This window comes from Elusimicrobiota bacterium (genome assembly GCA_041660925.1).
Taxonomy (GTDB): domain Bacteria; phylum Elusimicrobiota; class Elusimicrobia; order UBA1565; family UBA1565; genus JBAZUV01.
The window spans coordinates 128,806-142,770 of record JBAZVI010000004.1; the positions used below are offsets into that span (position 1 = coordinate 128,806).

Annotated in this window: 10 protein-coding genes; 7 read left to right on the forward strand and 3 right to left on the reverse strand. The window is 71.1% G+C overall.

Translation table 11 applies throughout. The features are described 5' to 3' along the window. Nucleotides 1–40 precede the first annotated feature (40 nt). The 4 genes from WC969_07005 to WC969_07020 are packed head-to-tail and all read left to right on the forward strand — an operon-like array spanning nt 41 to nt 5,393. Nucleotides 41–2,026, forward strand: coding sequence for a hypothetical protein (locus WC969_07005; protein MFA6029583.1), 1,986 nt, complete (start codon nt 41–43; stop codon nt 2,024–2,026). Next, nucleotides 2,026–2,577, forward strand: a complete 552-nt coding sequence (locus WC969_07010; protein ID MFA6029584.1) for a hypothetical protein — start codon at nt 2,026–2,028, stop codon at nt 2,575–2,577. The genes WC969_07005 and WC969_07010 overlap by 1 nt, the downstream gene beginning before the upstream one ends. A 52-nt stretch (nt 2,578–2,629) precedes the next feature. Continuing rightward, nucleotides 2,630–3,985 (forward strand): hypothetical protein, encoded by a 1,356-nt coding sequence (locus WC969_07015; protein ID MFA6029585.1) that lies wholly within the window; start codon nt 2,630–2,632, stop codon nt 3,983–3,985. Nucleotide 3,986: 1 nt separating this feature from the next. Continuing rightward, on the forward strand, nt 3,987–5,393 hold the full coding sequence (locus WC969_07020) for a family 1 glycosylhydrolase (protein MFA6029586.1): 1,407 nt from the start codon (nt 3,987–3,989) through the stop codon (nt 5,391–5,393). A gap of 99 nt (nt 5,394–5,492) precedes the next feature. Here the strand turns inward: WC969_07020 and ptsG are convergent, their stop codons facing one another. Further along, nucleotides 5,493–7,265, reverse strand: a complete 1,773-nt coding sequence (ptsG, locus tag WC969_07025; GenBank protein MFA6029587.1) for a PTS glucose transporter subunit IIBC — start codon at nt 7,263–7,265, stop codon at nt 5,493–5,495. Continuing rightward, nucleotides 7,262–9,814, reverse strand: coding sequence for a phosphoenolpyruvate--protein phosphotransferase (ptsP, locus tag WC969_07030; protein MFA6029588.1), 2,553 nt, complete (start codon nt 9,812–9,814; stop codon nt 7,262–7,264). Before ptsP ends, ptsG begins: the two co-directional genes overlap by 4 nt. A 133-nt stretch (nt 9,815–9,947) precedes the next feature. Between ptsP and WC969_07035 the strand changes: the two genes are divergently transcribed. Together WC969_07035 and WC969_07040 are read left to right on the forward strand one after the other, a co-directional pair. Continuing rightward, nucleotides 9,948–10,793 (forward strand): hypothetical protein, encoded by an 846-nt coding sequence (locus WC969_07035; protein MFA6029589.1) that lies wholly within the window; start codon nt 9,948–9,950, stop codon nt 10,791–10,793. Then, the gene (locus WC969_07040) at nt 10,793–11,851 is read left to right on the forward strand and encodes a bifunctional methionine sulfoxide reductase B/A protein (protein ID MFA6029590.1); all 1,059 of its coding nucleotides are present in this window, start codon (nt 10,793–10,795) and stop codon (nt 11,849–11,851) included. The genes WC969_07035 and WC969_07040 overlap by 1 nt, the downstream gene beginning before the upstream one ends. Here the strand turns inward: WC969_07040 and WC969_07045 are convergent. Next, nucleotides 11,841–12,101: a YkgJ family cysteine cluster protein gene (locus WC969_07045; GenBank protein MFA6029591.1), complete on the reverse strand. Its 261-nt coding sequence runs from the start codon at nt 12,099–12,101 to the stop codon at nt 11,841–11,843. The genes WC969_07040 and WC969_07045 overlap by 11 nt on opposite strands. Before the next feature lie 65 nt (nt 12,102–12,166). Here WC969_07045 and WC969_07050 point away from each other — a divergent pair, with 65 nt between their 5' ends. After that, the gene (locus WC969_07050; protein ID MFA6029592.1) at nt 12,167–13,801 is read left to right on the forward strand and encodes a formate--tetrahydrofolate ligase; all 1,635 of its coding nucleotides are present in this window, start codon (nt 12,167–12,169) and stop codon (nt 13,799–13,801) included. Nucleotides 13,802–13,965 lie beyond the last annotated feature (164 nt).

Here is a 13,965-nt window from a genome sequence, read left to right on the forward strand (position 1 = left end):
AATGAAGGTGAAATATTTTTAATTCACTATAATAGAGCCGATGTTCCACGCCCTCCCTTTCGCGCTCCTCCTTCTCGCCGCGCCCCTTCGGGCGCAGACCACTCCGATCGCGGCCCTGCGGTCCTTCGAGCCGGCCGAAGACCCGCCCTACGACCTTTCCACGCACCCCCTCGAGACGCGGGACGCCCTGCTCCTGACGCAGAGCGGCTACCGCTTCGAGAAGGACCGCGTGTTCGCCGCCTCTTCCACGGTCCCGATCGGCCGAGAGGACCTCTCCTTCGTGCTCGAGGACCTTCGCAGCCGGCGCCGCCTGCAGGCCCTGCTCCAGATCGACATGATCTTCACGCGCAACGGCTTCCAGAACGACCTTCCGCAGGAGGACCGCGAGGCCCTGCGCGTCATCGCGAAGATGTACTGGGGGATCCTCCCCAATCCGACGCGCAAGGACCTCAAGCCCTACTTCTCCGTGCAGGAACTCGAGGCGATGAACATCGAGATGCCGGTGGGCCCCGCGCCGGTCCCGCGCGCGCCGAGGACGTACGAGGCCGAGGACTCCACCGCCGCGGCGAAGGCCCCCGCGGCCGCTCCGCTCCGGGTCACGAAGAGGTCGGGGCCGCCCCTCCTCCTTCCCGAGGAGCCCGCTCCCTCGGCGACGATGAGCTCCCTCCCTTTCCCCGCCGCGTTCGCGCCTCCGGCCGTCGCGAAGGTCCCCGCCCCGGCGGCTCCGAGCGCGGCCGCGAAGCCCGCACCCGTCGAAGAGAAGCCGCTCCCCGCTCCCTGGGCATCGGAAGAGAAGCCGCTGCCCGCTCCCTGGGCGAAGGCGCCGGTCACGGCCCCCCTCCCGACCCCTGCCGCCGTCGCCGCCGCGCCCGCGCCCGTCCAGGCGACGCTCCCGATTCCCGCGCCTGCCCCCGTCGTCGCCGCAGCTCCCCCCGCGCCCATCCCGACGCCGGTCCCGGTCCCCGCGCCTCAGCCCGTCGCCGCCGCGGCTCCCCCCGCGCCCATCCCGACGCCGGTCCCGGTCCCCGCACCTCAGCCCGTCGTCGCCGCGGCTCCCCCCGCGACGCCCGTCCCGGCCCCTCACCCCGTCGCCGCCGCGGCCGCCGAGGCCGTCCCCGTCTATCGCGAAGCGTCCTCGTTCTCCCCCGAGGAGTTCAAGCGCTTCCTCGCCGGCGCGCCGTACTCGCGCGAGGTGAAGGGCCTCCTCGAGCTCCTCGCCGAGAACGCCAAGGAGCCGGAACGCCGCATCGCGCTCGGCATCGTCAAGGACCTCATCCCCTCGATCGCGCTGGACTCCGTGCAGGCGGGCGCCCGGGAGCGCTCCATCCTCTTCGAGCGCGACAAGGACCTGCTCCGCCCCGGGCACGGCCGCATCGCGCTCAGCGACGGCCCCGTCCTTCTGCGCTGGAAGAAGCTCTTCAACAAGCGCAGCGTCCTCCTCCCGGACGCCGTCGGCTGGTACGCGGAGCGCGGCCTGCGCCGCCCCCCCCTCGAGGCCTTCGGACGCGAGAACGGGGCGGAGCGCGAGGTCGAGGACGAGGAAGGCCGGCTGCGCGCCTACCGCGACGGCTCCTGGCGCCTCGTCTTCTCGAAGGAGCAGCTCGCCGGAGAGCTCCTCGCCTCCCTGATGGACGCCGACGCGCTCCTGCGCGGCTGGCCCGAGGGGCCCCATGTCCGGCTCCGCTCCGCTTCGGCCCGCTGGCGCTTCTGGCAGACCCTGACGCGCGTGCAGGGGCGCACGCCCGCCCTCGACCGCGAGAGCGCCCTCGCTTTCGCCGAGTGGATCGCCCGCCCCGAGGACTCGGCGGACCTCTTCTTCCTCTCCGGCGCCCCCGACGAGCGAGCCGCCGTCGAACTCCTGGAGGCCTCGGGCCTCATCGAGTCCGCGCGCGCCGAGCAGGCGCGCGCGAAGATCCCCGCCCCGGCGAAGACGGAGCCCGGGATCCGCGAGCTCGTCATCAACGACCCGGCCGCGCGCGAGGCCTGGCTGGACACCGAGCGGCTCGCGCGTGAGGAGCTGAAGTAATGAGAATCATGCTCGCCGTCCTCCTGCTCTGCTCCGCCGCCCGCGCCTTCGCGGTCGAGGAAGGCTTCCTCTCCTACATGCCCCCCAGCGGGAGCTTCGCCTGCGACCTGCCCGCCTCCGGCTGGTCGGCGCTCGAGGAGCGCTCGGTGCGCGGGATCTCCGTGCGCCTCATAGGCCCCGCGGGCGCCCGATTGCGCCCGGCCTACCAGGTGCACTTCGTGCAGAAGGACACCCCCGGCTATATCCCCATCATGGACGCGCTCAAGCGCGAGCGCGCCTGCGAGGCGCCCTGCACGCGCGAGTCCATGCCCATGCAGGCCTGGCGCATCTCCGAGCGCGCGGCGAAGGTCTTCGAGATCCGCGAGCGCCGGCGCATGCCCCAGGAGGGCCTGCCCTCGGAGCCCGTGATGCTCCACCACTTCTACGCCTTCCTCCCCGCCGGCGACGACTACTTCGTCGTGAAGCTCACCGTCGACGAGGAGCAGTACAACGACTGGCGCCTCGAGTTCCACCGCTTCCTGAAGACCTTCCGCATCATCGGCCACCGCTGACGTCTGGATTGCCCCCTCCTTTTATGTTTCCATCCTCCATCCGGAGGATCACATGAACATCGCCCGCCGCCCTTCCCTTTACGGAATCCTGCTCGGCGCCGTCCTCTTCGCCGGAGCCGCCCGCGCCGAGGGCCTCGCCGCCGCCCCCATCGGGGAGCCGCTCCCTTCGATCCCCTCCGATTCCAAGGACCTTCCCTGGACCTTCAAGCTCGGAGGAGACATCGGCGCCGCGAGCATCACCGACCCGGACACCGGCAAGACCAAGCTCTACAACACGATCGCCCTGCAGCCCGAGGTCGGCGTCTGGAAGCTCGGGATCGGCCTCGACCTCTACGCCTACTTCGACTCCAACGGGAACGCGCGCCGGCAGGACTGGAACAAGGCCAGCGACCTCGTCTCGAAGATCTGGTACGCGCGCTGGGGCCAGAAGGGCGACCCCCTCTACGCGCGCGTCGGAGGCCTCTCCAACGTCACGCTGGGACACGGCCTCATCATGGGCGGCTACTCCAACCGCCTCCTCTACCCGGACGTCCGCAAGACCGGCGCCCAGTTCGACGTCGACCTCGGCTGGGCCGGCGCCGAGTCCATGGTCTCCGACGTCCAGCGCGCCACTCTCATGGGCGGACGCGTCTACGTGCGCCCGCTGCACGGCACGGAGCTCCCGCTCTTCAAGGACCTCGCCTTCGGCCTCACCGGCGTCACCGACCGCAACCCCGACGCGAACAAGGGCACCCGCGACGACCAGGTCGCGGTCTACGGGGCGGACGCGGACCTCCCGCTCTTCCAGAACGAGGTCTTCTCGGCCAAGGCCTACGGCGACGCCGCGATCATGCGCCTGGGCAAGGTCTACACCGCCGCCGGCAGCAAGGACAACGGGAAGGGCTTCGCGGCCGGCGTCGGCGGCAAGCTCTTCTTCCTCGACTACCGCGGCGAGATGCGCTCGGTGGACAACAACTTCATGCCGAACTACTTCGACGGCTACTACGAGGTGGACCGCTCGACCTCGGGCACTTACAAGGCGGCGCGCATCCCCGGGACCTCTCAGCCCCGCCGCGCGGGCCCGCTGGCCGAGCTCTACGCGAACATCCTCAACAAGGTCCGGATCGGCGGCTCCTACGAGAGTCTCAACAACGACCCGCTGGGAATCTACCCGCGCGTGAAGGCCGAACTGCGCACCGACCCCTCGCTGCTGCTCGGGAAGTTCTCGCTCGCGGCCCTCTACGAGCGGCGCGGCGTCGACAAGTTCCGGGACCTCGGGATGACCCGCAACCCGAACACCCTCATGAGCGCCGAGCTCAACTACATGGTCAACGAGAAGATGCGTCTGACCGCCGTCTTCAAGGAGACCTTCGACACGACGGGGCTCCCGGTGCGCACGACCCAGATCCGCTCCGACGTCCGCTTCTAGGGTGTCCGCGCCCCTGCGCTTCCCGAAAGGGTTCGTCTGGGGCGCGGCGACCTCCGCCCTTCAGATCGAGGGCGCGACGGCCGAGGAGGGCCGCGGCCCCTCCGTCTGGGACGCCTTCTGCCGGGAGCATCCCGAGCGCGTCTTCGGGGGCGCGACGCCCGAACCCGCCTGCGGACACTACGCTCGCTGGGCCGAGGACGTCCGTCATATCGCCGAGCTCGGCCATAACGGCTACCGCCTCTCCATCGCCTGGCCGCGCCTCTTCCCGGGTGGAGGGAGCCGCCTCAACGAGCCCGGCGCGGCCTTCTACGACCGCCTCTTCGACGCCCTCCTGAAGGCGGGGATCGAGCCCAACGTCACGCTCTACCATTGGGACCTGCCCCTGGAGCTCGGGGAGCGCGGCGGCTGGGAGTCCCCCGACGTCCCCCTCCGCTTCGCCGACTACGCCCACGCCTGCTTCCGGCGCTACGGCGACCGCGTCCGCCTCTGGGCCACGCTCAACGAGCCGTCCTGGTGCGTGCTCAACGGCTACGTCACGGGCCTGCACCCGCCCGGCCGCCGCGACCTCGCCGCCGCGCTGCGCGCGGCGCAGGGACTCCTGCGCGGCCACGCCCTCGCCGCGGAGGCCGGGCGCCAGGAACTGCGGGACGGACGCGTCGGCGTCGTGCTGAACCTCTCGCCGATCCGTCCCGCCACGGATTCCTCCGCGGACCTGGCCGCCGCGCGCCTGGCCGACGGGATGCTCAACCGCTGGTACTCCGACGCGGTCCTGCGCGGGAGCTTCCCCGCCGACGTCGCGGAGCTCTACGCGCGCCGGGGACTCCTGCCCGCGGGGCTCGAGGAGACGGCCGCGCTCCTGCGCCGGACGCGCCCGGGCTTCCTGGGCGTCAACTACTACTCCTCCCACCACGCGAGCGCCGACGCCCCCTCCTCGCGCTTCCACCTCAACGTCTCGGGCCGGCCGGAGGAGGACTGCCTCTTCTCCCTGGAAGGCTTCTTCCGCTTCGTGAAGGACCCGCGCGGCCGCTTCACGGACTGGGGCTGGGCCGTCGACCCCCCGGGCCTCTTCGAACTGCTGACGCGGCTGAGCCGCGAAGCCCCGGAGACCCCGCTGTACGTGACGGAGAACGGGCTCGGGCGGCGCGAGGAGGACGCGGAGAGCGCCTTCGAAGACGGGGAGCGCGTCGACTTCGTCCGCGCGCATCTGGAGGAAGTGCATCGCGCCCTCGCCGCGGGCGCGGACGTGCGCGGCTACTACCTGTGGTCGCTGATGGACAACTTCTCGTGGCTCAACGGGTACCGCAAGCGCTACGGCTTCCTGCGGGTGAATCCGCTCACGCTCGAGCGCAGCGAGAAGCGCAGCGCGCGCTGGTTCCGCGAGGTCGCGGCCGCCAACGCCCTGACCTGATAAATCCGTCGCCTCGATTCCGTTTAATTTGGAAATCGAGGCAACGGATCTATCAGGTGGGCTTCGGCCTGCGGCAGTCTCTTCCTGAAGGGATCCCGATCAGACCGCGAGCAGGGCGCGCAATTCCGCGGCGTACTGGTCCGCGGAGGAACCCACCAGGAGATGCGCCACGCCCTCGGCGGGACGCATCACGCCGTAGGCCCCGGCGGCGGCCAGCGCGGCCTCGTCGATGCGCGAGGAATCGGCGAGCTCGACGCGCAGCCGGGTGAAGGCGCAGTCCTCCACCTTCCGGACGTTCCCCGCCCCGCCCAGGGCCGCGAGGATGAGCCCGGCCGCGCGGGCCGCCTCGGGGTCGCGCGCCCGCCCGGGCTGGGCGGCCGCGGCGGGAGCCGCCTCCGCCGAGCCTTCCGCGGCGTCGGCCTCCGGGCCGGCGCTGCGCAGGTAGATCTCGATCTCGGTCTTGATGTTCTCCGAGCGCGTGCCGAAGATGGCCTGCACGCCGCTGCCGGCCATGACGACGCCGGCGGCGCCGAGCGACTTGAGGCGCTCGGAGCGGACCCGGCTCACGTCCTCGACGCTGACGCGCAGGCGGGTGATGCAGGCGTCCAGGTTCTTGATGTTCGAGCGCCCGCCGAAGGCGAGGACGAGCTGCAGCGCGTGCCCTCCCGCCGCGGCCGCGGGAGCGGGAGCGGCCTCTTCCTCGGCCGCCTCGCGGCCGGGGGTGCGCAGGTCGAACATGTCGATGGCCCAGCGGAACACCCCGTAGTAGACGCAGGCGTAGATGGGGCCGATGAGGAGCACGAGCCAGGGCTTGGTGTCCTTGGCGTAATAGAGGACGTAGTCGATGAAGCCCTGCGAGAAGGTGAAGCCCAGCTTCGCTCCCAGCAGCGAGAAGAGGATCTGCGAGAAGCCCGCGAGCACGGCGTGCAGCGCGTAGAGCACCGGCGCCACGAACATGAAGGAGAACTCGATGGGCTCGGTGATCCCGGTCAAGAACGAGGTGAGCGCCGCGGAGACCATGATGCCGCCGATGCGCTTGCGGTGCTCGGGCCGGGCGCTGTGCCACATGGCCATCGCGGCCGCGGGCAGGCCCCACATCTTGAAGAGGTAGGCGCCGCCCAGGATGCCGGCCGTGGGGTCTCCGGCGAAGAAGCGCGTGATGTCGCCGTGGACGACCTCTCCGCCCGCCTTCGTGAAGGAGCCGATCTCGAAGAAGAAGGGCACGTTCCAGATGTGGTGCAGGCCGAAGGGGATGAGCAGGCGCTCGACGAAGCCGTAGACGGCCGCGGCGAGCGTCGGATTGCCGTAGGCCGCGTACTGCGAGAAGACGCGGATGCCCCGGCCGACCGGCGGCCAGAGATAGCTCATGGCGACGCCGATGACGACGGCGGCGAAGGCGGTCACGATGGGGACGAAGCGCTTGCCGGCGAAGAAGCCCAGGTACGGCGGCAGCTCGATGCGGTAGTAGCGCTTGAACATGGCCGCCGCCACGCCGCCCATGAGGATGCCCCCGAAGACGCCGGTGTCGATGGACTTGATGCCCATGATGGGCTTGACCTCGACGCCGTGCCGGGCGGCGAGCAGCCCCATCGTCGCGAGCAGGACCGCGTAGCCCACGACCGCGGAGAGGGAGGCCACCCCGTCGTTGTCGGCCAGGCCGAGGGCCACGCCGATGGCGAAGAAGAGGGGCAGGTTCCCGAAGATCGCCCCGCCGGCGTCGCGCATGATGGAGGAGAGGAGGTCGGGCATCCAGGTGAAGCCGGCGCTGCCGACGCCGAGCAGGATGCCGGCGACCGGGAGCACGGCGACCGGCAGCATGAGCGACTTGCCGATCTTCTGCAGCAGGCCGAACGCGTCCTTGAGGATGTTCATGCCGCCTCCCCGCCCGCCGCGACGGGCGACTGGGCCTCGTGCTCGGCCACGAGGGCCCGGACCTCGGCGGCCGAAGCCGCCGCGCAGGCCCTGCGCGCGAGCTCGCGGCAGGCCGCATGGTCGGCGCGCCGCACCGCGGCCTTGACCGCGGGGACCGCCGGAGCGCTGACGCTCAGCTCGTCGACGTCGAGGCCGACGAGCAGGGGCACCGCCTGCAGGTCTCCGGCCGCGCCGCCGCAGACGCCCACCGGACGCTTGTGCGTCCGGGCGCCTTCGACGGCCTGCCGGATCATGAGCAGGACGGAAGGATGGAGCGCGTCCACCCGCGCGGCGAGCTTGGGGTTTCCCCGGTCCATCGCGAGCGTGTACTGCGTGAGGTCGTTGGTGCCCACCGAGAAGAAGTCGGCCTCGCGCGCCAGGTGCGCGCCGAGCAGCGCCGCGGAGGGGACCTCGATCATGACCCCGACCGGCGGCGGCTCGACGCCCAGGCGCCGCGCCTCCTCGAGGAGAAGGGCCTTGGCCGAGCGGAACTCGTCGAGGTCGGCGACCATCGGGAAGAGGACCTTGAGCCGCCCGCCCTCGCGCGCGGCGCGCAGGAGCGCGCGCAGCTGCGTGCGCAGGATCTCGGGCCGCTCCAGCAGGAGGCGGATGCCGCGCTCTCCGAGGAAGGGGTTCTCCTCCTGCGCCATGGCGAGATAGGGAAGGACCTTGTCTCCGCCCACGTCGAGGACCCGCACGACCACCGACGCCGCGGGGAAGGCCTTCGCCATCGCGGCGTAGGCCGCCGTCTGCTCGTCCTCGCTCGGGGCCGTCTCGCGCTCGAGGAAGAGGAACTCCGAGCGGCAGAGCCCGACGCCCTCGGCGCCGATGCGCGCGGCGTCCGCGGCCTCGGCCGCCTTGCCGATGTTGGCCTCGACCCGGATGCGGCGGCCGTCCTTCGTGCGCGCCTCGTCGCGGGACGCGGACAGTTCGGCCTCCCGGCGCCGGCGGGCTCCCGCCTGCCGGACCCGGGCGGCCTCGGTCTCCGCCGGGGTCGGGGCGGTGAGCAGCGTGCCCTTGTCCGCGTCGAGGATGAGCGGAGCGCCGTCGGGCACCGCGAGGAGCTTGAGCTCGACGGCGGCGAGCGCGGGGATGCCGAGCGAGCGGCAGAGGATGGCGACGTGCGAGGTGCCGCCGCCGCCCACGGTGCAGACGCCGAGGACGCGGGCCGGGTCGAGCCCGGCCGTGTCGGAGGGCGTGAGGTCCTCGGCGAGCAGGATGCAGCCCGCCGGGAACTCGCGCTGCTCGACCGGGGCCCCGGTGAGGATGCGCAGCACGCGCAGGCCGACGTCCTTGACGTCGACGGCGCGTCCGGCGAGCACGTCGTTGTTGAGCCGGCTGAGGCGTCCGGCGAAGTCGCGGCAGGAGCACTGCCAGGCGGCGCCGGCGCTCGCGCCCTTCGCGAGGGCCGTCTCGGCGATCTCGAGGAGCTCGGGGTCGTCGAGGAGCTCGCGGTGCGCGCCGAAGATGGCGGCCTTGTTGGCGTCGCGCTCGGCGCTCAGGCGCGTCTGCAGGGTCTCGAGCTCCGCCTTCGCCCTTTCCAGGGCGTGCGCGAGCCGGGCGCGCTCGACGGGCGCCCCCTCGCCGGCCTCGGCGACATGGACTTCGACGCGGCGGAACTGGAAGGAGGCGCCGATGGAGAGGCCGGGGGAGGCGGTCACGCCGGAGAGGGCGCGGGGATCCTCGGAGCGGGGATGGACCGGCTGCGACGCCGGCGCCGGGGCCTCCTTCTCCTCGAGACCCGCGAGGATCAGGCGCGCGAGCTCTTCGACCGCCTCGTGCGCGTCGGGGCCTTCGGCGACGACGACGACCTTGTCGCCCTGCTTCACGTTGAGGCTCATGATGGCGACGAGGCTCTTCGCGTTCGCCGACGCCTCGCCGCGGCGCAGCTGCACCGCGCTGTGGAAGCGCTTGGCCGCGTGCGCGAGCACCGAGGCCGGACGCGCGTGCAGGCCGGTGGGGTTGGGGACGACGAGCGCGTCCGAGCTCGCGCTCCCGCCGGCCGCCGGCGCCTCGGCGGCGGCGGGCTCCCGCAGCGTGACCTCGAGCGCGAGGTCCGTCCCCGCCTTCACGCTCCCGGACGGGTGCGTGAGGGAGGCGATGCGCTCGACGTCGGTGACGAGGAGCTGGGTCAGCAGGCTCTTCGCCCGGCGCGCGACCGCGTCCGCGTCGAACTCGATGAGCGCCTGCCCCGCGGAGACCCGGTCCCCGGCGCGGACCTTGAGCCGGAAGCCCTCGCCCTTGAGCTGGACGGTGTCCACGCCGATGTGGAGCATGACCTCGACGCCCCCGTCGGCCCGCAGGGTGAGCGCGTGGCCGGAGGCGTGCGCATGGACGACCTCGCCGCCGCAGGGGGCGAGGAGGGTCGAGCTCGTCGGGTCGATGGAGACGCCGTCGCCCACGATGCGCTGGGCGAAGACGGGGTCGGGGACCTTCTCGAGGGGGACGATGCGTCCGTCCAGGGGCGCCAGCAGGCGCAGGATGGGCGGCAGCTGTCGGGTCGCGCTCATGGTCTTCCTCTGCGTCCGGGCCCCCGTGTCGACGGGAGGCGGAGCGGACGGACCGCTCCGGGAGCGCGGACGAAGCATGATACCATAGCGGGGTTGCGCGGCGCGCCTCCGGCATGATAACCTGCCGGTTACCATGGGACACTTCTCCAGAACCCTTTCCGAGCTGCGCGCCGGCGCCGGCTGGCGCACCGCCTACGCCTTCTACCACCGCAACGGGGGTCGGCGGACCTTCCCGTTCACCTACGCCTACTACGCGAAGATCGAGCGCGGCGGCGGCCTGCCCCGCCCGGAGTGGGTGCCCAGGCTCCTCACGCTCCTGCGCATCCCCCCCAACGCCGAGTCGCAGCGCAAGCTGCTGCTCTCCTACCTCAAGGACCTCATCGGCAAGGACGAGCTCTTCGAGACCCTCGTCGGCCCCCTCCTGCGCCCCCACGCGCCCGAGCGGCCCGAGAAGAAGGTCATCAAGCGTCTGCTCAGCGGACAGGCCTACCATGTCTCCATCGAGCAGTTCCGGACCCTCCTCTCCTCGCGCGCGGCCTATTGGGCCTTCAACTGCGTCGTCAACAACCACAAGCCCCTGCGCCGCGAGGAGCTCTCCGAGGCGCTGGGCGTCGGGGCCGGGGAGCTCGGGACGGCCCTCGGGCGGCTGCTCGCGGCCAAACTCGTGCGCCGGACGGCGAGCGGGAAGATCCTCTCCTCCCTGGCCACCCGCTACTGCGTGTTCCCGCGCGGCTACGCCGGCTATGAGGCGGACCTCAAGAAGCTCAAGGCCTTCAACGCGGACCCGCCCGGAGAGCGCTGCAAGGCCGTCCTCGACGCCGGGGTGACGATCCGCGCGAGCGCCGCCGACGTCGCGGGCCTCGAGGTCGCCCTGCGCGAGACCCTCGAGAGCGCCTCCGCCTCCTCGGTCTACGAAACGGGAGAGGACACGGCCATGTTCATCATCGACGCCCGCATCCGCCGGGCCTTCCCGTTCTGATGCGGGCGCTCGCCGCGCTCGTCCTGCTCGCCCTCCCCGCGCTCGGCGCGGCCGCACCCAGGAAGGAGACCCCGATGCCCGAATACGCCAAGCCGTCCGACGAGGAGCTGCGCCGCCGCCTCACGCCCCTCCAGTACGAGGTGACGCAGAAGGCGGCCACCGAGCCGGCCTTCGAGAACCCCTACCACGACCACAAGGAGGCCGGTCTCTACGTGGACGTCGCGACCGGCGAGCCGCTCTTCTCCTCGCTCGACAAGTTCGACTCCGGCTGCGGCTGGCCGAGCTTCACCCGGCCGCTCGAGCCCGCGCGCGTCGTGGAGAAGGAGGACCGGAGCCGTCTCATGCGGCGCGTCGAGGTGCGCTCGAAGTCCGGCGGCTCCCATCTCGGGCACGTCTTCACGGACGGCCCCAAGGAGGCCGGCGGGCGGCGCTTCTGCATCAACTCCGCGTCCCTGCGCTTCGTCCCGGTCTCGAAGCTCGAAGCCGAGGGTTACGGGAAGTACCTGCCGCTCTTCGCGAAGAAGGCCGCGCGGTCGTCGGCCAAGTCCACCTCCGCCTACCCGGTCCCCGACGGGGCCGAAGCCGCCCTTCTGGCCGGCGGCTGCTTCTGGGGCATGCAGGGCATCCTGCGCGAGATCACCGGCGTGCTCAGGACCGAGGTGGGCTACACCGGCGGGAAGACCGAGCATCCCCGCTACGAGGACGTGAAGACGGGGAAGACCGGGCACGCCGAAGCCATCGCCGTGACCTTCGACCCGAAGAAGCTCACCTACGAGCAGCTGCTCGGCTTCTACTTCCGCATGCACGACCCGACGACCGCCGACCGGCAGGGCAACGACCGGGGCTCGCAGTACCGCTCAGCGGTCTTCTACATGAGCGAGGAACAGCGCGCGACGGCGGAGGCGGTCAAGGACAGGGTGGCGGCCTCCGGGAAGTGGAAGGCGCCCGTCGTGACGCAGATCGTCCCGGCCTCGAAGTTCTGGTCCGCCGAAGAAGGGCACCAGGACTACCTGAAGAAGCACCCCGGCGGCTACAGCTGCCACTTCCTCAGAGACTAGGCTTCGTCTGATCCTCGAGCGCGGCGAGCAGCGCGAGCGCCTCGGCCCGGTCCGCTCCGCAGGCGTTCGGACGCGGAGTGAAGTCCCGGCAGACGGGCGGGTAGTCCGCCGTCCCCCACACCGAACACGACAGGTCCTCGCGCAGGTTCGCACAGCGCGCGCCCGCGGGCTTTCCGCCCGGATGACCCGGGAGCGGGCTCGAGATGGACGGCGCGACGCAGCAGGCGCCGCAGCCGGGACGGCAGATCATGAGGGGCTTCCCATGGCGCGCGTACGCTATGATATCATTCGGCCGTCGGCCCCAAGAGGTGAGCGATGAAGCACATCCATGAGATCTCCGCGCAGCTCGGCATACCGGAGGACGACCTCGTCCTCTACGGCAAGCACAAGGCCAAGCTGCCCCTGCGCCTCATCTCGAAAGAGAAGGCCGCGAAGAGCCGGCTCATCCTGGTCTCCGCCATCTCGCCGACCCCCGCCGGAGAGGGCAAGACGACCGTCTCCATCGGCCTTTCCCAGGGGCTCAACCGCATCGGCGCGAAGACGACCGTCGTGCTGCGCGAGCCCTCGCTCGGCCCCGTCTTCGGCATCAAGGGCGGCGCCACCGGAGGCAACCGCTCCCAGGTCCTGCCGATGGAGGACATCAACCTCCACTTCACGGGCGACTTCTCGGCCATCGAGAAGGCGCACAACCTGCTCTCGGCGCTCATCGACAACGACATCCAGAACAAGAAGAACACCCACGGCCTCGACCCGCGCACCGTCGCCTGGCGCCGGGTCATGGACATGAACGACCGCTCCCTGCGCAAGATCATCGTCGGCCTCGGCGGGACGATGTCCGGGGTGCCTCGCGAGACGGGCTTCGACATCGTGGCCGCCTCGGAGATCATGGCGATCTTCTGCCTCTCCGACGACCTGCGCCACCTCAAGGAGAAGCTCGGCAACATCTTCGTCGGCTACACCTTCGACCGCAAGCCGGTCTACGCCCGCGACCTCAAGGCCAACGGAGCGATGGCCGCGCTGCTCAAGGACGCGCTCATGCCGAACCTGGTCCAGACCACGGAAGGGACCCCCGCGATCATCCACGGCGGACCCTTCGCCAACATCGCGCACGGCGCCAACTCCGTGGTCGCCACCCGGATGGGGCTGAGCTTCTCGGACTACGTGGTGACCGAGGCCGGCTTCGGCTTCGAGCTGGGCGCCGAGAAGTTCCTCGACATCAAGTGCCGCTACGCGGGGCTCTCCCCGAGCGCCGCGGTGCTGGTGGCCACGGTCCGCGCGCTGAAGTACCACGGAGGGACCTCGCTCAAGGAGCTCGACAAGCCCGACCCGGAGAGCGTCCGCAAGGGGCTCGAGAACCTCGAGAAGCACGTCGAGAGCATGCTGCAGTTCAAGCTCTCCCCGGTCGTGGCCCTCAACAAGTTCACCCATGACTCCGCAGAGGAGATCGCCGTCGTGCAGGAAGAGTGCCGCAAGCTCGGCGTGCCGATGGCCGTGGCCGACGTCTGGGGACAGGGCGGCGAGGGCGCCGTCGAGCTCGCCCGGATCGTCCGCAAGGCCGCCGACGCCTGCCGGACCCGCTTCGAGCCCATCTACGAGTGGGACTGGCCGGTCGAGAGGAAGATCGAGACCATCGCGGCCAAGATGTACGGCGCCAAGCACATCGACTACATGCCGAAGGCGAAGAAGGACCTCGAGAAGATCGCCTCCCTCGGCCTGCAGGGCCTCCCCGTCTGCATCGCGAAGACGCAGAAGTCCCTCTCGGACAACCCCGACCTCATCGGACGCCCGAAGGACTTCGTCGTCACCGTCCGCGAGATCGAGATCGCCGCGGGCGCCGGATTCCTCATCCCCATCACCGGCGAGATCATGCGCATGCCCGGGCTCCCCGAGCATCCGGCCTCGGAGCGCATCGACATCGACGAGGCCGGGAACATCACCGGCCTGTTCTAGGAGTCCGTCCGAGTAATAGCATGTTCTCCGGTCGCGCGCTATTGGAGCGAGACAAGGAGCGAGGAGCGCGCATAGCTGCGGCTATGTAAGCGACGAGCGACGCCGTCGCAGCCCGATAGCGCGCGACCCGCTCCTCCCATGACTTCTGAGGAAGAGCGGGAGGC